This is a genomic window from Marinobacterium sp. BA1, assembly GCF_041155135.1.
In the GTDB taxonomy this organism is placed as follows: domain Bacteria; phylum Pseudomonadota; class Gammaproteobacteria; order Pseudomonadales; family Balneatricaceae; genus Marinobacterium; species Marinobacterium iners.
On the sequence record NZ_BAAFHC010000001.1, the window covers coordinates 1,449,498 to 1,470,964 of the forward strand.

The following is a 21,467-nucleotide window of genomic DNA, read 5'->3' on the forward strand; positions in this document are numbered from 1 at the left end:
AAAACCTTGGGATATTTGCGTTTTCACCGCTGGTACGAAATGCCACAATAGCATTAGTCTTATAAATACTTTTATTTCCAAAAAATAAAAATAAAGTTCACCAAGCTTGATGTTAATATTCGAAAAAAATAATTATCTTATTATTATCTGGCATTTTGGTAACATTGGTCATATTCAAAAAATCAGTCTTTGCCACAAGTGGTGGCTATAGCCAATTGCTAGGATAAATAGCAACTATCTGCCAATTACGGCAATAGCCTTTACCATCACTACACGCCTCAAAAACACCAATCGTAGAAAAAAACAACAATAGCACGCTAATTAAAATACAGCCGAAAAAATAAAAAATGCGCGGATTTTTATCACAATATACTCTTGCAGAAAAAATAAGGCCAGTAACCAAAAATGCTGTGGATAAAGCCAAAACCCAAACTTTAATTATAAGCTCAAAAAAACCACCCGGCCCATCAGATCTTATGGTGGTAGTAAAATAAAAACATATAATAAAGCAACCTAAATTTATTATATTATAAGATAAATAAAAAACGATTCGTTTCCATTTCATGAATATATCTACTTCTTGTGTGGGATTATTCTACCCCATAATCCACAGACGAATGCCCACTTTTATAATCAACCCAATATAACAGTTGTTAGGCGACTTTTCGCCCAGTTATACTGTAGACAATTGGAATATCATTTCCTTTGTGGTTCAGGTAAAAACGACCCGGTTCATGCTCAACCATACCCTCGAAGCAGTTGTATGGACTGAACGGATACTCGCTTACACGCTCAATTTGAATGCCAACATTAATCAATGCGTTAATAACGCTAGACATTGGGTGTGCCCAAGTCGCAAGCTTGACTATCGCATCTGAGCCATTTTCTGTGTACGTACCTTCTTCATCCACATCAGGTTGCACTTGAGTGAAATACGAATATCCTGACAAAAGGTCATAGATAGGATGAAATTCCGCAATATAAAAGCAACCGCCAACTGCAAGATTTGAAGAGACAATCTCAGCCCATCGACTTAAATCTGGTAGCCAGCAAAGTGCGCCGTATGAAGTAAACACGATATCGTATGGGGTTAGGCCTGAGCGTTTGAAAGAATAAACATCTGTACATACGAACTCTGCATTCAACTTGAGTTCCTGAGCCAGGCTCTGGGCTTTCTGAATGGCAACCGGCGATATGTCAACGCCCGTGCAAATTGCTCCCTTGCGAGCCCACGACAGCGTGTCCATGCCAAAGTGACACTGTAGATGCAGCAAAGATTTGCCGTTCACGTCCCCAAGCTCTGACAACTCGATTTCACGAAGAGAGGTTGCACCTGCCAGAAAGCCCGGCAGGTCATAGAAACTAGAGCCGAAATGAGCTACTGCACGCCTATCCCAACCTGCGCGGTTCATCTCTAAGTAATCAAATTCCTGCACTTCTCTCTCCCAAATCGCTTGTTCTACCCACAGAAAGTAGACACTTTGGTTATGCGTATTGACTCATACTCTGCCAGAATCAAATAGACCAGAGCACAAGCTTAACATCTTAGGCCGTGAACTCATTCGTATAATACTGTGTTTTCTTGTGCTTATTTTACGCTGGTATTTTTTACCTCGTCTGAATTTGATCGAGGCATCCACTCAACCGGAAGAACTGTACAGTCCAGTTGATGCACCGGGTTAAGTACATACGTAACCTCTCAATATATTCGCAGATATTATGACCGCCACAATTAATGCAAACGCTGTTTTTGGGTAGGCTGCCGACGCCATACAAGGTGCTGCGAAGGGATAGACCAGTAGCAAAAATAATGATCTTAAACTCATAGCGGATATTTCTTTATGCATAAAATCTATACCCGAAGAAAATGTTAACCGAATTTCTTTCGACATTCTATTGTTTGGTAGAAAACCCTCAAAAGCACCCCATATTGGATAGAAAACGAATACTAATAGAAACAAGCAAATAAATATAATCGGAGCTATCGATATACATTCCATAAACACACCTAACACCATATTTTTATGCCAAGGAGGCAGCGCAGCTACCAAAGCCCCATTAGCACTGAGTGTCGTGAGAGAAGTGACTTACCAAGTGCCAAATATAATTCCCCCAAAATCCGCCAATATTACTCCCCCTGCCATCCATGGTATGGTGCGTTTAAAGTTTGAGTTAAAATATTGAAGCTTATCGAAGCCTTCAATACCTTTTTTATTATTAGGAAGCAGCAAAATCGTCACATTCCACAAAAACCAACAAGTAGCCGAAAGACCAATAAAAAATCCTACCCCCGGAAAAATCAAGGAATTTATTGTTGCGAGTGTGCCCACCAAAAACAGTAGGAATATTATAACTCTCAATATGTAAAAAAATATGTAGCTCATACACTTAACACCAAGCACACCGGAACCACGTCAGTGGCGCCCGATGCTGTGATTTATTAACCGTTCTAGAGAGCATAGAATGACCACCACTCCCCCTCGTAAGTGGTGACTTCGCCTTCCCATTCGTCCTTTATCTGGTATAGATAGCCTGACTGAATGAATGGAGACGGCACCTCTAGGCTTAACAATTTTGAGAGCTTCCTATTGGGGATGGGACTTAAAGACTGCCATTCACTATTCCTGTCAAAAAACGAATCAAAATATTCTCTGTCAAAAAATATACAAATCTCACTACTAAACATGTCTGGGTAGGTTATTAAGGCTGAAACGACCGCTTGGTCATATTCTTTTGGCTTTGCCTCAAGTAGGTTTTTGGCTGCTCTAAGTATTGCCTGCGCACAGCGCGACTGTATCTCATCACTTGTCGTCGGAGGCTCCACTAACCTATCCAAGACGGGCAGTTTCCAATTCCAATACCTCTCTTGTGAGTACTCGGAGGGAAAATAGCCATCAAAAGAGTCCGCCCATTTATCCAGGGCTCTCATTCGCCTTTCTACACCACGTACTTTTGCTTTTGGGCGCTTGACACTGATTCTTCGCATGATGTTTTTTCAGTTAAAATCCTATTTATGAGATTTTAATAAGAATATGGCGACCATTTTTTAGGGCCTTTACCTTTTATTGCAACATACGACATCGGCCAAAATAGCCAGCCTATGAAGAGCATATCTAATAGATTACCTAAAGATATTTCGTCTTTCCAAGACCCATGCAAGATTTCATAGAATGATTCAGTAAATATAATTAAGCATCCAAGCGTCATTACTACTGCACCTATTCTCAGAAAAACATTAACTCTTTTTTCTGTGCTAAATATCTTTTCAATATCCTTGATATATATTTCTTCAAAATTTTTCATCATTATTCCTCTTATCATAAATCCATTTTTCAGCGGCGCCTATGGTGCGCAGCCTAACGAGCGTCCGGCGGCCGCGAACGGCTGTGTCTTGTTATGATGGGATGACACACCGCCTAGCCTTATGGGATGCCTAGACGAGTTCAAAAAATTCGCCGACAGAAAACAGCGTCATCACCCCATGAAAACCAAACACTAAGAAGATACCAGCAGCATACACACGCCACGCATACTGCCCGATACCGTCATTGTGGTTACCTGCAGCAACCCAAAGCCGAACTGCACTATAAGGAAGCCAAAAATATAGTACTGCAATTATTGGGATCATCATGAACGCTGGTAAAACCCAAATTGCGACCTCTGGCGGCACGACATTGGCGTAGCGGACCAACAATTTTGGTATGACAAAAGCCGCCAACACCAACCAAATGAACAGATACACCGAATACAGCAAGTGCTCAATGAAAAATATATGAACAGGCTTCCTTGTCACATTCATAGAAAATCACTCATAACGCCGTAGTTAAAGGGCCGAAAAAGCGTAGCTTTTGAAGCCCCAGTGAGCAAAGCGAACGATTTTCAACGCTTTGTTATATGCATTACCACTTAATTTCAATTTTTGTACCGACATTAACCAACTCCATGAACTCATCTATTTCATCGTTCGTCAGTGCAATACACCCATTCGTCCAATTGAAGCGCTGAGAAATTGGAGAAATCCAGCCTAGCCAGTTACGCTGACCATGAACCATGATAAACCCACCTGGAGAAACGCCTAATTCCTCAGCATGCGCTATATCCTGTTGATTTGGATAGTTTATGTGCATTGCTCTATAGAATGATGAATCTTCCTTTTTGTAGTCTAAGGTGTATTCACCCTCCGGCGTCCGTTCATCACCCTCTTGTTCCTTCGGCCCCTTAGGATTAGCGCCAAGTGCAACATGGTATTCCTTTACTATTTCACCGCCGGACAGCAGATACATTTTCCTCTCAGACTTATCGACCCGCACTAGATCAACATCTGCATTAGCTTGGAATGAAATCAACGCGAGAAGTATCAGTAAACATTTCATAGCATATAACGCCGTACACAGGGGCCGGAAAAAAAACGCAGCGTTTTGGCGGCCCCTGCGACCAATGGGAGCGACTGCTGTGCCTTGTTAAATTTTTATAGCGCCATATGCAACAGTGGATATGGCTTACCCTGACCATCAACTGGTGAGCGACCTATCACTTTAAAGCCAATATGTTGGTAAAAACCCAGCGCCTGCTCATTTTGCTCATTTACATCGACCTTTGATGCTCCCTGCTCTTTGATAGCATGGGCCGCCAACATAGCACCAATGCCTTTTCCGTGTGCATCAGGTGAGATGAACAACATCTCAATATTACCGTCATGCACCCCACAGAATCCCTGAATTTCACCGTTACTGTTTTTAGCGCACCTTAAATCAACTGCGTCAAAATACTGCTCCAGAATTAACGGCTTTAACTCCTGTAGATCATCTTCAGCCAGAAAGTCATGCGTTGCCCTGACCGACGCTTCCCAGACTTCTATCAGCTTAAGATGATCTGCTTTTTCTACGATCTCAATATTCATCACTAAATCCGATGGAAAATTTAACGCCTCAATAACCGGCGCAGCTTTGCTGCGCCCGGCGCCTGAAAGGCGCGTAGTTGATTGACTTGTTATACGATAGGGGCATGCGCGACCTCTCTACCCGCAAATTCACTTGCTAACAGAAATAGAAATTGCTGTGGAATATTGGATATTAGCTCTTCGATATGAGCTCCTTGCTCTTGAGATAAAAGTGTATCGAAGAAGTATGGCCTATATCGCGTGACCGAACCTAAATAGTAAATAAAGGCATATATAGATAGTATTTGCGGTATACGATCCTTTTTTTCAGAAGCAGGAGACAGATACAAGTAGTTTTTCCTGTACGGAGGTGCTCTGAGCACCGCACTCCAAATTTCATCTTTCAAAATCGATACTAGAGCTTCTAACTTATCGCTTGGCCTACCTGTGTAAATCATAGGGTTAGTCTGTTCAAATTTCAGAAGCAGTCTATCACGATGAAACTCTTCTGATTTAACGTTGTGAAACATCCCTTCAAGACCAGCCTCATCAACCAGCTTCCTTCTTGATATACCGAATCTTGTTAAATCATCTGCAAAAATATTAAGAACGACCCATATTTTTTTATCGTTTGAGTCATGTAAAAAATCAATTCTTTCGATTTCTACAAATCTTTCTTCAACATCATTAGCAGCTGCCCATAAGCGATGGTCCTGTAAGATTTGAGGATGAATATATTTAAGATCAAAAACACGCTCGCTTGTGGCCATCGGGGCGCCAGTAAACGCTTGATAGAAGTCACCAAATATATTGATACTTGAAGTTCTAGATTTGAATGCCTTTAGAAATGAATCTTGAAATTCAGCGCCTCTAGGATGAATGCCTTCCTGCAAACCATGCTGGGCTTTTCCATACTCATACATGACTTCTTTGTATAAGCCAAAAGCCTTTACTAAATTCATAAGAGAATAGTAGACAAGCAGCGGCTTAGACGATACTTCATGAGCAGATTGGTAAGCCCTATAGAAATCCTCGGCTTGCTCTACAAATGAATTAGCCTGATTTCTAGCTACTGGATCATCAATGTTCTTGATGGACCCTCTGATTACAGACCAAGGATTAGTTGCAAATATTCTAGTTTGCAACCCAAACCTACGATCACCTTTTTTTACAAGGTGCCGCGAGAACTTTATGGGCCGCCCCTTGACCTTCAATAGCTCCCCAACCTTTTGATCTCTAACTCTAGTCACTCAGAGCACTCTCTTTTCGTATAACGCCGCAAACAGCGTGAGGTCCAGCACAAGCGTTTTTGCTTGTGCTCCGCTGCTTTGCTTTGTTAAGCACGGGTTGCCAGCCCCATAGCTATGCCTTTATTTTTCACAGGTATAACAATATATACATACCTGCCGTGAAAATCTGATTCCGCTCTAGCAAGCACTACCTGATTGTTTGATATAGGGTCTATCTCAGGCTCTATAAGTCGATAAGACATTTGAATATATTCAACGATATCCCAAGAAAATAGCTTTAAAATAGACTCGTCTTCAATGCGGAGCATTGAAAACGAATGCTTTTCCAGAACCTCATCTATTTCTTTGTAACCGATATTCGAAAAATCAATGAGAGCCACGTGGCGATCTGATAGATGCTTTCGAAAGTCGTCCTCTACGTTACCGCTTATATCGAAAATCTCCGCCCATAAATCACATCGATTCCCACTGAGTCTTCTCAGGGCCAAAAGATATCCATCTAAATTTAAAATAGGTTGCTCATCCATAAGTGTGCTTAACGCCCGCATTTGCGGCGGGTTTGTAGCGCAGCGGAAAACCAGTCCGACAACATGCGATTGTTATATCTTTGGTACATATTTTTTAAGACCATTTAGTATTTGGTCTCTTTTCTCCGAATTAAGCATTCGCAACACCAACTTCTCATAGCCATTTTTCCCAAGTTCAAAAGTTGAACAGATATTTGACAGGAGGCCTTTGTTGTTAAAATATTTGAGAATTTCATCGAGATCATCGGACTTAGTTAGGTTGCTATATAGCTCCAAATTTTCTGTAAATAACGTATCTACGTCTATTTCTGCCAGCGTTTCAGTTACAGTTAGTTTGATAGCATCAAGCCCAACTGATTTATTGTCTATTCTGCTGAGTCTATTTTCCAATGCCCTACAGGTGCGTAATGAAGCTTGGCGTTCTACATCTTTAGATAGCAGATCTTTTGCGATTTCCAGCGATTTATTAACTACAACATCTGCGTCTAGATGTTGATTTTCTGCCACTAGCTTTAAGGTAGACTTGTTCAGCAAAATATTTTCAATTTCTGCAACATCAATCGTGTGCACTCCAATATCTTTAAGCCCATCAATTTCCTGCTCTGTACGATAATCACGATCAATGATTCCAAATACATTCACATGATGAAATGATTGGTTAAGCTTCATTGCTTTTACGGAATCTATTACCTTTTGGCAGCCGCTGCGAGGAACTATATTGTAGCTTCTAAAGACTGACTGATATATAGAATGATCCTTTCCGCCTTTCTCTCCTTCGACGAAAACGATAGTTCGCCTATTTCCCATTAGTTCAAGTAATAAGCTTTCTGGAAACCCTTCAACATCAGGGACAAAATCCCATTGCCAAGTGGTTTTTCCATCGTATTCTTTAACCCAAATGTTTTTGGAACTAACCCTCGTTGAAGCAAAATTTAAGTCATGGGTAATATATACAAAAAGACAGTCTGGTTTAGCTTCTTCAAGCTTATTCCAAAGTGATTGCATTATTGATGTGTGCAAATGGATTTCAGGCTCGTCGACTATGAATATTGAGCCTTTAGGAGCAACCAAACATTGCCCCATCAGATAGAGTGCTACACGCTCACCATCGCTCATTTCTTTTCCGTGGTATTCCGTTTCATGCGCTTTATCAATTACCTTGACCTTGCCATCTTCTAGTACTATCTGCCTATGCGGAAGAATTTCATCCCACAATTTTATAAGCACATCTATCGGAGAGTCTTCGACGGGGATATATACTTGGCGCTTTCTAGTCTCTTCAGAATGTTTTCGATCTCTTTCCGCGGAGGTTGCAAACAACGTAGACAGGACTTTCCCATAATCCTGTTGCATAAATGTTTCCGGCCTATCGCCCCATTTATGGCCCCATTTGTAACGTTGGCTTGCATATCTTGAGTCTTCATTACCCCAAAGAAGATCATTCAAAGATTGTTCTAAAGACTTAACGGTAGCGTATTCAGGGATGTCTAAGGCGCGTTGAGCAGATATACGATGCACCACTACATTTTCTTCAGTATTTTTTTCTATCCAAGCGCCTAGTCGACTCTTACCAGAACCATTAGCCCCTACAATTACAGCAGACCCATTATGTTCAATTTCAACTTTGGAACCTGACCCATCTTGATTTGGTAAGAATAATTTTGGTAGCCGCGAATTCAACTCCGAAGTGCGACACTCGCCTATGCAGCCTGAAGGTATTCTTGGAACACCATTTCTGGCTGCCTGAATCCGAGGCATTTACGCGGCCTCAGGTTTAACCTCTTCTCTGCCCACCGCACATCTTCATCCGTAATCAGCCTCAGATCCGTACCCTTCGGGATGAACTGCCGCAGCAGCCCGTTGAAGTTCTCGTTCAGTCCACGCTCCCATGAGGAGTACGGGTGTGCAAAGTAGAACTCCGCCCCCAGCGCTTCCGCTACGGCCTTGTGTTCGACGAACTCGCTGCCGTTGTCCGCCGTGATTGTATGCACATGGTCCGCATAGGGCATGAGCATATCGATGATCGCATCCCGCACGTCCGTAGCCCGCTTGGCGTCGACCCTGCGGACCAGATACAGGCGACTCTTGCGCTCCGCCAGCGTGACCAACGCACCGCTACCATGCTTGCCCAGAACGGTATCGACCTCCCAGTCACCAAAACGCTCTCGCGTGTCCACGATGGCCGGACGATCGTCGATCGAAATCGGCTCCGGGATGACCGCACGCTTGCTGTTGCTGCCCTTGCGGTACCGTTTGTGTCCTTGGCGCAATGTCTTGTAGAGCTTGCCGCCACGGGCCTTATCGGCAGCGACATGACGGTATATCCACTCATGGCTCACCGGCAGACCAATGAGCTTGCCGATACCGCTGATCTGTTCCGGACTCCAGTGCCAGGACAATGTCAGTTCCACATACATGACGGTCTGCTCCGGCACTCTGTATTTGCGTGCCATGACTCGACGTGCATGGCTTCTGGCATGCGCTTCCTCGGGCTCATACACCCCGTCATGACTGTTACGCTTCATCTCCCGGTAGACTGTGGAGCGATGAACTTCAACTACAGTAGCGATCGCTGCCGGCGAATATCCCTGCGTAAGGAGAGCCGATATCTGGTATCGTTTCCCCTCGGTCAACTGCTGATAACTCATGGTGATACTTACTTTGACTTTGGCGAGCTGAAGCGTACCACCTTCGGCAGTTGGCCACCTCTCGCCGTTCAACCATGAGTGTCGCACTTATTATCTGAATTCCCGGCAACTTCAAATTCCTCTCATCGACTGCACAAGTCTGGATTTAAGATATAACGCCCACCTCACAGGAAAACAAAAGCTGAGCGAAGCGGCGCTTTTGGTTTTCCTGTGCAGGTGTTTGTTATATCTAGTCTTTTTTCTGAGACGAAATGTCAGGCTTCATACCTGATGCGCCGCCATTGTTGGTAGAAGAAGTGTTGGTTTGAGAATTTGCTTGTGGGGAGAGGTCACCAGCCCCACTTAAACTCTTCCCTAAGTCTACGGCCCCCTGGAAACTTTCATTGGCAGGCTTGGCACCTGAATCAATGACTTTGTCAATGGTTTCTTTGTCGGACATTACTCTTTCCTCTTTTTTGATTAATGAAGTTGATGTTGATACACCCAAAATTATTGAAACGATAATTGCCAAATAGAACGACCTGATTGCCCATTTGTCGAATTGACGCAACTTGTACTCCTTTAATGTGATATCCCTGTCTTGAGTGAGATCGATTATGTAATCTGCATTCTTCCCAAACAAAGTTACAACGCAATATATTGACACCAAAAAAGATATAGCTGCGATAATGAAAAGTGAAAAATCTACATAATCAATGGTCTTTGAAAGATTTAATAAAGTTACAAGAAATCCAATTCCAGCTACCGATAGAGTCAAGATGCTTTTATCTTTCTCCATGGAGGTGTTATAGAAAGAAGCGTAAGACTGGCTTTTAAACTCTACAAAAAATAACCGCTTGAGGTCTTCGTCAGATATACCTGAGGCTTCACGCACTTCTGTTGATGGATTTTTTTCAGGATGAGCAGACTTTTCTGAAGTATTGTTAATTACCTTGCAAAATATGTTCACTTAATGCTCAAGCCTCAGTTTGATTGATATAACGCCAAGTTAACCAGCCGAAGCCGCATTGTTTGCTTTTATGGTAGCGTAGCGTAAAACCATAAAAGCAAACAATGCAGCGGAGGTCGGGTTTAACTTTTTGTTAGCTACTTTTTAATTTAAAGTGGGATATGTTCAACCCTAATATCGTCCACTTTTGCGCCAAATTGCTTAAAAAGGTTCTCATGCATCTTATCTAGATAAGCTTCCTTTTTTTCAATATAAAAGTCTTGATCATACCAAGCTACCCCAAACCTAATAGTAAGGCCGTTTTTTATTGGAGATTGCCAGTCATACATTACTTCAGAGTCAGGCACTTTACTTAACCGATCATCAGATTCTTTTAGGAATGAGAAGAATTTTTCAAAATTTTTCTCAGAGCTAAAAGTTATCTCAACTCTGGTGATTGCGACTCTCTGTAAATCTTTGGGCCGTCTAAACTCTTCCCCCGTATAGATCCTCTCCCAACCATCGATATTGTAGAACTTATCTGATTTTAAGGGGACGCCTTCGGGCATTATATTGAGTGGGTCTTTCATTTTCTGCTCCTCAGTTTTGGTGGTGGTTTTGTGTAGCTAACGTTTAGTTAACGTGCCGCTGAAAGCGCAAAAAATATACGTTGGCACAGAGTTCATGATGAGTCACCGATACTCCCCCTTTCAAGGTCACGTTCAACGCCTTGTTGGACATAATCGCTTACTGCCAATGCCCCGTCTTCTTTTATAAAGGAAATTCCTTTTGCTTGCCTTCGCCAACGTTCTCCCAGCAACTCTGCGGACGCACCACAATCCTTACAACACAACAACACCTGCTCCACAGGAGCAGTACATCGAATCTTTAACCCCGCCAGGTTGCCGTGTTGCGCCAGCACCTGCTGGTGCCGCTTCCTGGCCGCCGGGGCGTATAGTCCGTAGTACCGCACCGTGTGTACGCCTTTAGCCGGGACATGCTGCAACAACCGCTGAATCATCTGCCACGGCGTCAATTTCTGTTGCTTGATGCGCTTATCTCGGTGATCCAGATAGCTCATCTCCAGCCGTTGCCCGTCCCAACGCTTGATCTGTTCAGGCCTCAACGGCCCGCCTTTACAGTATCTGGCCAGGTACAGCATGACTCCACGTCCATGCGTGTAGCGCTCCTCGATTCGAACACTCCACTCTTTCCTGTACAGGCTACGGTGCTGTCGCCAGAAAGCCTCTGCACTCAGATCTGGTGGTAGGACCAGACGTTTGTCATCAGCTGCGTCCTTGAGCAGGGCTTGCACCTTGCCACGGTAATAGCGCCTCAATACCGCACTTGGGAGCAGGTAGTCACCAACATCTTCCCACTCACCAGACTTCATCAGGCCACCGGCCGTCACCAGACAGTGCGTATGCGGGTGCAGCGTCAGTTGCCGTCCCCAGGTGTGCAGGGCCATCAAAATACCGGGGCGAATGCCGCCATACTTCTTATCCGCCAGCAACTCCTGCAAGGCTTCCTGACTGGCTCGGAACAGTAGCCGTGCAAACAGTCCTTCGTTATACCGCCACAGCGGCAAATACTCATGCGGCAACGTAAAGATCACGTGAAAGTGCGGCACGTCTAACAGGCGCTGCTTCTGTGCCTCAATCCAGTCTTTACGGTGCTTCTGCGCACACACATAACAGCTGCGGTGACGGCAGGAGTGACACTGTTCCCACCACTCCTGACAGTCCGGGCAGGCGTAATAACTCACCCCCATATCCCGCGTTCTACAATACGTAATGGATGTAATCGCCCGCCGGTTTTTCCGTGGCTGAGGCGATTCATCCAACGCCGCTTTATACGACTGAAATAGCCGTTGTATCGCTCTATTCGGCATGTCCCTATGCCTCTTTAAAATCTCGCACTCCACCGCGAAGCGGTTATGTTCAACAGTCCATTTATGAGGCCTTCGACCTCATAATAATTATTATCGGGTATACCTTTTAATTTTCCCGAGCTAGTCATAACTCACTGATTTCATTGGATTCGAAACGCTACTTTCAGAAGAAAAAGGTACAACAGTTCCCAGACTGCGGCTCAAACGGGTACAGACCACAGCGCCAGAGAACAAAGGCTTGCCAGAAAGAAGATGATCAACTGCTGAAATATGAAAACTGCAAACCGTCCCGGTCACCGACTCATCCTTTTTTCCCTGTCATTGTGGCTGCCGACTTCCCGCTGGCAGACTTCAAGATTGCCCCAGATGTGCACGTTTGGCAACAGGGTTGGTTACAGATGTTTCTCCATATGGATGTGCTCAATACCGGCATCCATAAACGTTTCGCCGTAGGGGGTAAAGCCTAGGCGTTCATAAAAGCTGGTGGCATGTAGCTGCGCCCCGAGATAGACGCGTTGATGTCCGGCTGCCGCGGCCTGTTCGGTCAGGGCCTGCACGATTCTAGCGCCGATACCCTGTCCGCGATGGCTGTTCAGCACAGCGATGCGGCCGATATGACCGTCACTGAGTATGCGCCCGGTGCCGACCGGCTGGTCATCCACACAGGCCAGTACGTGCATGGCACTGGCGTCCAGCCCGTCGTATTCCAGCTCAGCGGGAACGCCCTGCTCCTGCACGAACACGGTTTCACGGATCGAGCAGATGGCGGTTTTGTGTGGACCTTCAAAATCGACAGGGATGATTCGGGGCATGTTGGTTCTCCTGCGCGGATACGTTTCAGGGAAAGGGTTTGAGGCGCTTCAAAAACGGCAGCAATGAAAAGTTAAGCTGCTGGCTGATCACGCGGGCGCGTTTTTCCAGCTGGCTTTGGCTCTGGCCGTGGTCATCTTCAGCGGCAAAGACGATCCAGTTGCCGCTTTGGGTGTGGCAGCCGTAAATCGTGCCGAACTGTTGCAGCAGCAGTTCCAGTGTGTCGGGCCCCTGATGTTCGCGCCACAGGTTCATCACCAGCCAGCCACCCGGCTTCAGGCGCTCGGCGCAGAGGGTCAGATACTCTTCACCCAGCTGCTGATCGCTGAGCCCTTCGGCCCCATAAATGTCACTGAAGATGATGTCGGCCTTTCGGGTTTCCACATGACGCAGGAAGCCGAGGGCATCCTGGGTGTGGACCTGTATCCGCTTGCCACGCGGCAGTTGAAAGAAGCGATAGGCTACCTCGACCACTTCCGGGCGCAGCTCGGCAATCTGTTGCTTGCAGCTGGCAAAGCGACCATGCAGGCAGGTGTTGAGCGCCCCGGCCCCCAAACCCAGGCTGATCACCTGTTTGGGTTCCGCGAAAAGCAACGCCAGCAGCATGGCGCGCACATATTCATGCTCCGGCATGAGCGGTTCATTCCTGAGACAACAGCTTTGCTCGTCCTGATCACCAAAAGCAAGATAACGCTTGTCGCCATCGTCCAGCACGCGCACGGCACCGAACTCGTCATAACCGCGATAAATTTCGTGACCGGGCAAAGACATGTTGGCTCCTGCGGTTTAAATATGAAGGGCTCCATTATGCCAGATCGATCACTATATCAGGAGGTTGGCAGGTGACACGCAAGTGTCATGAAACTATGTTCATCTTATAGCTTATGCTAATTTAGAAAAACTCTAAGAATAACAGTCCCTTCACAACGTTACATTGTAACGCTTGTGGTCAGAAGTACCTCACCCAAATGTTAACTCCCTGATGCAACAGGGCCCACACACCAGTTCCCACACAATGGAGAGACCTGTATGCGTGACATACGCTTGAGTACCATGCTGACAGGCGGCTTTTCGGCCGTCGCTGTTATTCTGTTGGTCGTCGGTTTTCTGAGTATTTCCGCGGCTATAGAGATGCGAAAGGATGTAGAAGAAATTGGTAATATCCGGATCACTGCCATTGATCTTCTGAATCAGATTAACACCGAACGCCTGATGATCCGCGGGCAGACTCTTCAGGTTGTGCAATATCCGCACTACTCCCCACAGGCACTGCAGGCACATCAATCCAGCTACCAGCAACGTCTTGATTCCTGGCAAAATCTCGACTTACTTCTGAAGCAGTATACGGCTATACCTCGTACCGCTCAGGGTGAAGCAATGTATAAAGAGCTTCTGGCTTCAATCAATAACTGGCGTAATCAGGCGGGTAGTTTGGATAGTTTGATGCTCGCTCTGAGTCAGGAGCATAATCCGGTTGCCTACGAAGATTTGTTTGACCAATACAATAACGAGTTTCGCAACGTCAGCGCTCCATCTGAAATTATGGCAGATCAACTCCTGACATTAATTCAACGCAATAAGGAACTGACAAACACCGTGGTGTCTGATGCCACGGCAGAGGCGAAGAGTTCTGTCCTCGTAACAGCGGTTGCTGTTGCGATTGGCTTTATTCTGTCACTGGTTGCCGGTCTGTACATCACACGTACAGTTCTACGACAACTGGGTGGTGAGCCAGCGGACGTCAAAGAGATCGTGAATACCGTTTCCAAGGGTGACTTAACTGCTCAAATCACCTTGCGTGAAGGCGACAACTCCAGTCTGCTGGCCTACTTCGCTGAGATGGTTACTACCGTTCGCACCATGATGAAGCACATCGCGGACGCGTCTGTACAAGTCTCGGCAGCAGCGGAAGAGTTATCAGCCTCCAGCGAACAAACCAACGCGCAGGTACAGCTGCAACAGGCTGAAATCACACAGGTTGCAACCGCCATGAACGAAATGGCCGCCACTGTTGTGGATGTAGCCAAAAATGCAGCTGCTGCTGCAGAAGCCGCCCAAACAGCCAATAATGAAACCAATAATGGCATGGCTGTTGTGTCAGGTGTCGTAGATGTCATTCACCAACTGGCTGCCGAAATAGAACGATCGGCGGCCAGCATAAATGATCTTGTTGCCCACAGTGAGCAGATTGGTTCTGTTCTTGACATGATACAGGGTATTGCTGAGCAGACCAACCTGCTGGCTTTGAATGCCGCCATTGAGGCCGCTCGTGCCGGTGATCATGGCCGAGGCTTTGCCGTTGTAGCTGACGAAGTACGTTCACTCGCCAGTCGAACGCAGGACTCAACGGAAGATATCCAAAAACGGATTGATATGGTTCAACACGGTTCAACTGCTGCCGCCAAGCAAATGGAAGAAGGCAAAGACAAAGGGGTGAAGACAGTTGAGCATGCTACTCAGGCGGGTGAAGCGCTCAGAGTGATCAATGCGTCTGTATCGTCAATTAATGATATGAACGCGCAGATTGCAACAGCAGCAGAGCAGCAGTCATCCGTTGCCGAAGAGATTAACCGCAACATTACAAACATCACACAGGCCATAGAGGAAACCGCGGCGGCGGCGACCCAGGTTACAACTGCCAGCCAGGAGTTGGCCCGACTTTCGATCACTTTGCAGGAAAACATACAGCAATTTAAACTGGCCTAGCCCCTCTACGCGCTACCGATTCGTCGGTAGCGCCATACCGTTTCAATCTGATGTCTCTCTTAATCGATTAACGACTAAAGTCTGGCGCCGCCCCCTGCCCCTTTCCTTTTGCCTGATGCACACTAGACTGAAACTAACCCACTGAAAGCCGGAGAGATTATGCCCCGCGTACTGGTTGTCGATGATGAACCGAACATTCTGCTATCGCTGGAGTTTCTGATGCAGCAGGCGGGCTTCGAGGTGACGACGGCAGAGGATGCCGAGCAGGCGCAGGTACTGATCAGCCAACAGGTACCCGATCTGATCCTGCTGGATATCAGCCTGCCGGGCATGAGCGGCTTTGATCTGCTGGAACAGCTGCGCGCGGATGAGGCCACCCGCAGCCTGCCGGTGGTGATGCTCACGGCCCATGGCCGCGAGGTGGAAAAGGAGAAAGGAATGGCACTGGGAGCCAGTGATTACATTACCAAGCCCTTCTCGACTCGCGAACTGGTCAGCCGGGTTCAGGCCCTGCTGGAAAGCGGCAACGGAGGCTAGCATGCCGTCGCGTCAGAACCTGCTGGGACTCTGGATGCTGCTGTGCGGCGTACTGCTGTTTGGCGGCATTGGGCTGCTGCTCTGGCTGGATACCGTACTCACACCCGCCACACCTGAACGGGTCGCCCTCTGGGTGTTGGGCCTGAGCCCTGCTGTCGTGGTGCTGATGCTGGGGATGGTGCTGGAGCGCCACCTATTTCGCCCTTTGCGGCAGTTTCAGGTGCTGCTGGCACGGCTGGTGGCCAGCCCGGATGCGCGTTCCGATTTCCCGCTGGATGGCTGGCTCAAGCCCCTGCAGCCTGACCTTGACCATATTCGTGACGGCTGGCGCGGTGACCGGTCGCGCCTGCGTGATGCCCGTGACGAGGGGGCGGCCGAGGCGCTGCGCATTCAGCAGGAGCTGGAGGGCGTGCTGCAGGTGCTGGACCTGCCGCTGCTGATCTGTGACGACCACCAGCGTTTGCTGCTGTTCAATCCCGCGGCCCGCACACTCTTTCATGACCAGCCGGCGCTGGGGCTGGGCCGTCGCATCAGTCAGCTGCTGCCCCACGCCAGCCTGAACGATGCGCTTAAACAGTTGCCGCAGGATGGCTCACCCCGCCAGCTGCTGCTGCCCGGCGAGCCGCGCTGGCTGCGCTGCGAGTTGCGCCGCCTGGGGGCACGCCATGGCGGCGCGCTCATCACCCTGCGAGACACCACTCATGAGCTGGAAAGCGACCAGCGCTGGCGCCGTGAGCTGGCGGCCCTGCTGCCCCGCCTGCGTGGCCATGCCGGCAGCCTGGGCAGCGCGGCCGATGCGCTGGTGCAGGTCGAGCACAACCCTGAGCTGCAGCACAGACTGGAACAGGCGATCAGTCAGGAGAGTCAGGCCCTGTCGCAAAAAGTGGAAGCCCTTACCCGTCTGGTCGAGTCTCATCAGCTGAGCCAGTCGGGGCTGGAAGAGACCTGGTCCAACGACCTGTTCAGTGCGCTCGGCGAGCGCTTGCATGAAGAAGCGATTGAGCTGACACCGGTGGGCATCCCGGTCTGGATTCGGGTCGACGGCCCGGCCCTGTTGGCGATGCTGGAGCGGTTGATTCGTGAACTGGTACAGATCCGGCCGGTGGAGGCACTGGATATCGAGGTGCTGCTGGGCAACAAACGGGTCTATCTGGACCTGATCTGGCAGGGTGAACCCTTGACCGATCATCAGCTCAGCCTCTGGCACGCGCTGCACCTGTTCGATGACCCGCTCTCTCCCCGTATTGAGGATGTACTGGCACAACACGGTGCCGAGCTGTGGTCGCAGCCCCGCAACGATACTGACACCGCCAGCCTGCGCCTGCCGCTGCCAGCGTCAAGCCGTGGTGCCCGCCCACAGCCCCGGGCGGAACAGCCCGCAGACCAGACACGACCCGAGTTTCATGATTTCAGTATTGCCGAATTGCCCGCCCCTGACGCGGCATTGGCGCATACCCGGCTGGAGGAACTTGAACTGGTGGTGTTCGATACCGAAACCACAGGGCTGGACCTGCGCGGCGGTGATCAGATCATCAGCCTCGCCGCCTGTCGCATTCTGCGCGGCCGTCTGTTGGCACAGGACAGCTTTGACCAGCTGATCAATCCACAACGACCGATCCCGCCTGACAGTACCGCCATTCATCATCTGACGGATGCCGATGTGGCCAATGCCCCGCCCATCGAGGTGGTGCTGCCACGCTTTCATCAGTACGTGGGCCCCGGTGTGCTGGTTGCTCACAACGCGGTGTTTGATCTGCTGGCGCTGCGTCTGGCCAGTGGCGAGACCGGGCCCGCGTTCAATATGCCGGTACTGGATACGCTGCTGCTGTCCCGTGCCATCGACCCGACACTGGAAGGTCACGGACTGGATGCGCTGGCCGAGCGGTTCGAGCTGACCTTCCCGCCCGGTACACGGCACACGGCGCTGGGGGATGCACGTGTGACCGCCGAACTGCTGCTGGCGCTGCTACCGCGACTGCGTTCACGCGGTATCGAAACGCTTGAGCAGTTGCTTGAGTTGCAGCGCGAAGTGGAACAGGGGCGTCCATCATGAAACGCAACGAACAGAACCGCCTGCTGGCGCTGACCTTACTGGCCCTTCTGCTGTTTTCACCGCCACTGCTGTTGCTGTTCGATCGTGAAGGCCGTTGGGGCTTTTCCACCCTGCCGCTGATCATCTATCTGATCTGGGCGGTGCTGATTTTGTTGGCAGCCCTGATTCTGGAGCGTCCCCATGAGGAGTGATGTCACCGTCCTCATCGTCGCGTTCAGCTATCTGGCCTTGCTGTTCGTCATTGCCGCCTGGGGCGACCGCCGCGCCGAACAGCGTCGCTCGCTGGTCAATTCGCCCACCGTGTATGCGCTGTCGATTGCCGTGTATTGCACCGCCTGGACCTTTTACGGCAGCGTGGGCCGCGCCGCTACCACGGGGCTGAGTTTTCTGCTGATCTATCTTGGCCCCACACTGGCGATGCTGTGCGGCTGGATGCTGATCCGCAAGATGATCCGCATCGCCCGTGCACAGCGCATCACCTCCATTGCCGACTTCATCAGCGCCCGCTACGGCAAAAGCGGAGGCCTGGGCGCGCTGGTAGCCCTGATCGCAGTGATCGCGATCATGCCCTACATCGCCCTGCAGCTGAAGGCGATCACCGTCAGCTACGCGATTCTGACCGAGTACCCGGATCAGACGCTGCCGCAGCTTTCACTGAGCGGCTTCCTCAGCGACAAGGCGTTCTGGGTATCACTGGTGCTGGCGGTGTTCATCATTCTGTTTGGCACCCGACATCTGGATGCCAGCGAGCGGCATGAGGGGATGGTCACAGCCATCGCCTTTGAATCACTGGTGAAGCTGTTCGCCTTTTTGGCCGTCGGTTTTTTCGCCACCTTTGTGCTCTACTCCGGCCCTCATGACCTGATGGCCAGTGCCGCTGCCGAACTACCGCACCTGGGACAGCGCTTTGGCCTGGAGCAGATTCCCGGTGGCGCACTGGGCTGGTTCGGCACGCTGATGCTCGCCACGCTGGCCTTTATCACCCTGCCTCGTCAGTTTCAGGTGCTGGTGGTCGAGAACGTAAACGAACAGCACCTGCGCCGTGCCTGCTGGCTGTTTCCGCTGTATCTGCTGCTGATCAACCTGTTCGTGATTCCGATTGCACTGGCCGGGCTGCTGGGGGGCAGCGCGACCGGTGAGCCGGACAACTTTGTGCTGACACTGCCGCTATCGGCAGGCCTGCAGGCACTGCCGCTGCTGGTGTTTATCGGCGGGCTGTCGGCCGCGACCAGCATGATGATTGTGGAGACCATCGCCCTCTCGACCATGATCAGCAACCAGCTGGTGATGCCGCTGCTGTTGCGCTGGCGCAGTCTGCAGCTAGCCAGCCGTCCCGATCTATCCGGCTGGTTACTGGGCATTCGTCGGGTAGCCATCATCCTGATCCTGATTCTGGGCTATCTCTACCATGCCCTGATCGGTGAGGCGTACAGTCTGGTCACCATCGGACTGGTGTCGTTTGCGGCAGCTGCTCAGTTTGCCCCCGCACTGCTGTTGGGGCTTTACTGGCGTGGAGCCAGTCGCAACGGTGCCGCTATCGGCATGATTGCCGGTACGCTGGTGTGGGCCTGGACTCTGCTGATTCCCGGCTTTGCCCTGTCCGGCTGGCTGGATACGGACTTTCTTGAGCACGGCCCCCTTGGCATTGAGCTGCTGCGCCCCTACGCCCTGTTTGGGCTGGAAGGCTGGGATATCTATACCCATGCGCTGTTCTGGAGCATGTTGGTGAATGTGGGACTGCTGGTAGGCATCTCGCTGTTCAGCCGTCAGAGCCACATGGAGCAGACCCAGGCCGCACTGTTCACCAACGCGCTGCGCCCCGAAGCGGAACAGGCCCCGATCTGGCAGGGGCAGGCCAGCCGGTATGAACTGTTCATGCTGCTGAGCCGTTATCTGGGCCAGCCCGCCACTCGGCGCCTACTGGGCGGACAGCAACCGGAACCGGGTGACGACAGCGCCGCTACACCCGCCATGATCGCGGCGGCCGAACAGGGGCTGACCGGTGCTTTGGGCAGCGCCACCGCACGCATATTGATCAATTCGGTGGTGCGAGGCGAAGCGCTGGATATGCCCTCAATCCTAAGCATTCTGGATACCACGTCACAGACGCTGGAGTACAACCGAAGGCTGGAGCAGAAGTCATCCGAGTTGGCCCAGATCGGGGAAGAATTGCGCAGTGCCAACGAACGCCTGCGCGAGCTGGATCGGCTCAAGGATGAGTTTGTGGCGATGGTGAGCCATGAACTGCGCACGCCGCTGACTTCGATCCGCGCCTTTGCCGAGATCCTGCGCGATGCAGAGGCCATGCCTGCTGAGAAACAGCAGCACTTTCTGGAGATTATCGTCCGCGAGAGCGAGCGCCTGTCACGCCTGATTGAAGAGATTTTGGATCTGGCGCGACTGGAGTCCGGTCGTATGACGCTGAACCCCGAACGCTGCGACCTGATCGAGCTGGTACAACAATCGGTGGATGCGGTTACCCGGCTGTATGAGGATCGTGCAGTGGAGCTGGCCTTGAAACTGCCTGACAGCTCCTGCATGGTTATTGCCGACCCGGACCGATTGCAGCAGGTACTGATCAATCTGCTCGACAATGCCAGCAAGTTCGCCAGCGACGCGAATTCACAGGTATTGCTGACCCTGGCGCCGCACAAACGGCACTATCGCATTCGGGTGGAAGATAATGGCCCCGGCATTGTCGAAGCGGAGCGGGAAAAGGTGTTCGAGAAGTTTCATCAGATCGAGCAGGCGCGCAAGGAAGAAGGCCAGCCTGCCGGCACACGCCCACGGGGAACCGGACTTGGATTGCCAATCAGCCGCGGTATCATCAGCCATCTGGGTGGACGTCTATGGGTAGATGACCCGCAGCAGCTGGGGGGGGCCTGCCTGATAATGGAATTGCCAAAAGCGCCGGAAGAAGACAATCCTTCAGGCAGTTGCGGTTGAGGGAAGCTCGTATGCCAGCGCGGCCAGATCCCTCAGCGGGTTGCTGTCCTGGCCGTTCAGCTCACGCAGTATGTCCCGGGTTTCGCAGACACATTTACCACACTGTGTACCCAGTCCGGTTGCCTTGCGAATATCGCGCAGTGAGCTGGCACCTTCGTCCACCATCTGACGGATCTGGCGGTCACTGACTCTTTTACAAATACATACGATCATCAGCCATTCACCACTAAAAGCATGAGAATAGATATCATTTATACGCCCAATATAAATAACAAACATTCTCATTACAAGC

The 21,467-nt window shown here is 49.9% G+C and carries 23 protein-coding genes; 5 read left to right on the plus strand and 18 right to left on the minus strand.

Annotation, left to right across the window (positions count from 1 at the left end; translation table 11 throughout):
• Positions 1-205: 205 nt before the first annotated feature.
• The 17 genes from ACAM29_RS07075 to ACAM29_RS07155 all read right to left on the minus strand — a co-directional run bounded on the left by ACAM29_RS07075 (position 206) and on the right by ACAM29_RS07155 (position 13,704).
• Positions 206-565, minus strand: coding sequence for a hypothetical protein (locus ACAM29_RS07075; protein ID WP_369623673.1), 360 nt, complete (start codon positions 563-565; stop codon positions 206-208).
• A gap of 88 nt (positions 566-653) precedes the next feature.
• The gene (locus tag ACAM29_RS07080) at positions 654-1,436 is read right to left on the minus strand and encodes a class I SAM-dependent methyltransferase (protein WP_369623674.1); all 783 of its coding nucleotides are present in this window, start codon (positions 1,434-1,436) and stop codon (positions 654-656) included.
• A gap of 651 nt (positions 1,437-2,087) precedes the next feature.
• Complete coding sequence (locus tag ACAM29_RS07085; protein WP_369623675.1) at positions 2,088-2,384, minus strand: hypothetical protein; 297 nt, start codon at positions 2,382-2,384, stop codon at positions 2,088-2,090.
• Positions 2,385-2,449: 65 nt separating this feature from the next.
• Positions 2,450-2,929, minus strand: coding sequence for a DUF3916 domain-containing protein (locus ACAM29_RS07090; RefSeq protein ID WP_369623676.1), 480 nt, complete (start codon positions 2,927-2,929; stop codon positions 2,450-2,452).
• 92 nt (positions 2,930-3,021) lie between these two features.
• Positions 3,022-3,303, minus strand: a complete 282-nt coding sequence (locus ACAM29_RS07095) for a hypothetical protein (protein ID WP_091826914.1) — start codon at positions 3,301-3,303, stop codon at positions 3,022-3,024.
• 130 nt (positions 3,304-3,433) lie between these two features.
• Complete coding sequence (locus ACAM29_RS07100) at positions 3,434-3,799, minus strand: hypothetical protein (protein ID WP_369623677.1); 366 nt, start codon at positions 3,797-3,799, stop codon at positions 3,434-3,436.
• 100 nt (positions 3,800-3,899) lie between these two features.
• Positions 3,900-4,373: a murein L,D-transpeptidase family protein gene (locus ACAM29_RS07105; protein ID WP_369623678.1), complete on the minus strand. Its 474-nt coding sequence runs from the start codon at positions 4,371-4,373 to the stop codon at positions 3,900-3,902.
• Positions 4,374-4,468: 95 nt separating this feature from the next.
• Complete coding sequence (locus tag ACAM29_RS07110; protein WP_369623679.1) at positions 4,469-4,900, minus strand: acetyltransferase; 432 nt, start codon at positions 4,898-4,900, stop codon at positions 4,469-4,471.
• An 89-nt stretch (positions 4,901-4,989) separates the two neighbouring features.
• On the minus strand, positions 4,990-6,129 hold the full coding sequence (locus ACAM29_RS07115; RefSeq protein WP_369623680.1) for a YaaC family protein: 1,140 nt from the start codon (positions 6,127-6,129) through the stop codon (positions 4,990-4,992).
• 86 nt (positions 6,130-6,215) lie between these two features.
• A complete protein-coding gene (locus ACAM29_RS07120; RefSeq protein WP_369623681.1) occupies positions 6,216-6,656 on the minus strand; it encodes a hypothetical protein in 441 nt (146 codons plus the stop codon).
• Between the two features lie 72 nt (positions 6,657-6,728).
• The gene (locus ACAM29_RS07125; RefSeq protein ID WP_369623682.1) at positions 6,729-8,414 is read right to left on the minus strand and encodes a DUF4435 domain-containing protein; all 1,686 of its coding nucleotides are present in this window, start codon (positions 8,412-8,414) and stop codon (positions 6,729-6,731) included.
• Positions 8,357-9,304 carry an IS30 family transposase gene (locus ACAM29_RS07130; protein ID WP_369622921.1) on the minus strand — a complete coding sequence of 316 codons (948 nt, stop codon included), beginning with the start codon at positions 9,302-9,304 and terminating at the stop codon, positions 8,357-8,359. Before ACAM29_RS07130 ends, ACAM29_RS07125 begins: the two co-directional genes overlap by 58 nt.
• Positions 9,305-9,533: 229 nt before the next feature.
• Positions 9,534-10,253, minus strand: a complete 720-nt coding sequence (locus tag ACAM29_RS07135; RefSeq protein ID WP_369623683.1) for a hypothetical protein — start codon at positions 10,251-10,253, stop codon at positions 9,534-9,536.
• A gap of 149 nt (positions 10,254-10,402) precedes the next feature.
• On the minus strand, positions 10,403-10,822 hold the full coding sequence (locus ACAM29_RS07140; RefSeq protein ID WP_369623684.1) for a hypothetical protein: 420 nt from the start codon (positions 10,820-10,822) through the stop codon (positions 10,403-10,405).
• A gap of 92 nt (positions 10,823-10,914) precedes the next feature.
• Positions 10,915-12,123, minus strand: coding sequence for a transposase (locus ACAM29_RS07145; RefSeq protein ID WP_369623685.1), 1,209 nt, complete (start codon positions 12,121-12,123; stop codon positions 10,915-10,917).
• Between the two features lie 392 nt (positions 12,124-12,515).
• Entirely contained in the window at positions 12,516-12,935 is a 420-nt protein-coding gene (locus tag ACAM29_RS07150) for a GNAT family N-acetyltransferase (RefSeq protein WP_369623686.1), read from the minus strand.
• A gap of 25 nt (positions 12,936-12,960) precedes the next feature.
• Positions 12,961-13,704: a spermidine synthase gene (locus tag ACAM29_RS07155; RefSeq protein ID WP_091827620.1), complete on the minus strand. Its 744-nt coding sequence runs from the start codon at positions 13,702-13,704 to the stop codon at positions 12,961-12,963.
• 258 nt (positions 13,705-13,962) lie between these two features.
• On the opposite strand from ACAM29_RS07155, the gene ACAM29_RS07160 reads away from it, so the two are divergent.
• From ACAM29_RS07160 to ACAM29_RS07180, 5 genes are all read left to right on the plus strand, one after another.
• On the plus strand, positions 13,963-15,639 hold the full coding sequence (locus ACAM29_RS07160; RefSeq protein ID WP_369623687.1) for a methyl-accepting chemotaxis protein: 1,677 nt from the start codon (positions 13,963-13,965) through the stop codon (positions 15,637-15,639).
• A gap of 159 nt (positions 15,640-15,798) precedes the next feature.
• On the plus strand, positions 15,799-16,176 hold the full coding sequence (locus ACAM29_RS07165) for a response regulator transcription factor (protein WP_206841131.1): 378 nt from the start codon (positions 15,799-15,801) through the stop codon (positions 16,174-16,176).
• Between the two features lies 1 nt (position 16,177).
• Positions 16,178-18,229: an exonuclease domain-containing protein gene (locus ACAM29_RS07170; protein WP_369623688.1), complete on the plus strand. Its 2,052-nt coding sequence runs from the start codon at positions 16,178-16,180 to the stop codon at positions 18,227-18,229.
• Complete coding sequence (locus ACAM29_RS07175; RefSeq protein ID WP_091827617.1) at positions 18,226-18,420, plus strand: hypothetical protein; 195 nt, start codon at positions 18,226-18,228, stop codon at positions 18,418-18,420. Before ACAM29_RS07170 ends, ACAM29_RS07175 begins: the two co-directional genes overlap by 4 nt.
• Entirely contained in the window at positions 18,410-21,175 is a 2,766-nt protein-coding gene (locus ACAM29_RS07180; RefSeq protein WP_369623689.1) for an ATP-binding protein, read from the plus strand. Before ACAM29_RS07175 ends, ACAM29_RS07180 begins: the two co-directional genes overlap by 11 nt.
• Here the strand turns inward: ACAM29_RS07180 and ACAM29_RS07185 are convergent.
• Positions 21,158-21,388 carry a bacterioferritin-associated ferredoxin gene (locus tag ACAM29_RS07185; RefSeq protein ID WP_206841123.1) on the minus strand — a complete coding sequence of 77 codons (231 nt, stop codon included), beginning with the start codon at positions 21,386-21,388 and terminating at the stop codon, positions 21,158-21,160. The genes ACAM29_RS07180 and ACAM29_RS07185 overlap by 18 nt on opposite strands.
• Positions 21,389-21,467: the final 79 nt, after the last annotated feature.

Coding starts and splice junctions, on each gene's coding strand:
- ACAM29_RS07075 (WP_369623673.1), bottom strand. CDS start 565: ATGAAATGGAAACGAATCGTTTTTTATTTATCTTATAATATAATAAAT.
- ACAM29_RS07085 (WP_369623675.1), bottom strand. CDS start 2,384: ATGAGCTACATATTTTTTTACATATTGAGAGTTATAATATTCCTACTG.
- ACAM29_RS07090 (WP_369623676.1), bottom strand. CDS start 2,929: ATGAGAGCCCTGGATAAATGGGCGGACTCTTTTGATGGCTATTTTCCC.
- ACAM29_RS07095 (WP_091826914.1), bottom strand. CDS start 3,303: ATGAAAAATTTTGAAGAAATATATATCAAGGATATTGAAAAGATATTT.
- ACAM29_RS07100 (WP_369623677.1), bottom strand. CDS start 3,799: ATGAATGTGACAAGGAAGCCTGTTCATATATTTTTCATTGAGCACTTG.
- ACAM29_RS07105 (WP_369623678.1), bottom strand. CDS start 4,373: ATGAAATGTTTACTGATACTTCTCGCGTTGATTTCATTCCAAGCTAAT.
- ACAM29_RS07110 (WP_369623679.1), bottom strand. CDS start 4,900: ATGAATATTGAGATCGTAGAAAAAGCAGATCATCTTAAGCTGATAGAA.
- ACAM29_RS07120 (WP_369623681.1), bottom strand. CDS start 6,656: ATGGATGAGCAACCTATTTTAAATTTAGATGGATATCTTTTGGCCCTG.
- ACAM29_RS07125 (WP_369623682.1), bottom strand. CDS start 8,414: ATGCCTCGGATTCAGGCAGCCAGAAATGGTGTTCCAAGAATACCTTCA.
- ACAM29_RS07130 (WP_369622921.1), bottom strand. CDS start 9,304: ATGAGTTATCAGCAGTTGACCGAGGGGAAACGATACCAGATATCGGCT.
- ACAM29_RS07140 (WP_369623684.1), bottom strand. CDS start 10,822: ATGAAAGACCCACTCAATATAATGCCCGAAGGCGTCCCCTTAAAATCA.
- ACAM29_RS07145 (WP_369623685.1), bottom strand. CDS start 12,123: ATGCCGAATAGAGCGATACAACGGCTATTTCAGTCGTATAAAGCGGCG.
- ACAM29_RS07150 (WP_369623686.1), bottom strand. CDS start 12,935: ATGCCCCGAATCATCCCTGTCGATTTTGAAGGTCCACACAAAACCGCC.
- ACAM29_RS07155 (WP_091827620.1), bottom strand. CDS start 13,704: ATGTCTTTGCCCGGTCACGAAATTTATCGCGGTTATGACGAGTTCGGT.
- ACAM29_RS07160 (WP_369623687.1), top strand. CDS start 13,963: ATGCGTGACATACGCTTGAGTACCATGCTGACAGGCGGCTTTTCGGCC.
- ACAM29_RS07165 (WP_206841131.1), top strand. CDS start 15,799: ATGCCCCGCGTACTGGTTGTCGATGATGAACCGAACATTCTGCTATCG.
- ACAM29_RS07170 (WP_369623688.1), top strand. CDS start 16,178: ATGCCGTCGCGTCAGAACCTGCTGGGACTCTGGATGCTGCTGTGCGGC.
- ACAM29_RS07175 (WP_091827617.1), top strand. CDS start 18,226: ATGAAACGCAACGAACAGAACCGCCTGCTGGCGCTGACCTTACTGGCC.
- ACAM29_RS07180 (WP_369623689.1), top strand. CDS start 18,410: ATGAGGAGTGATGTCACCGTCCTCATCGTCGCGTTCAGCTATCTGGCC.
- ACAM29_RS07185 (WP_206841123.1), bottom strand. CDS start 21,388: ATGATCGTATGTATTTGTAAAAGAGTCAGTGACCGCCAGATCCGTCAG.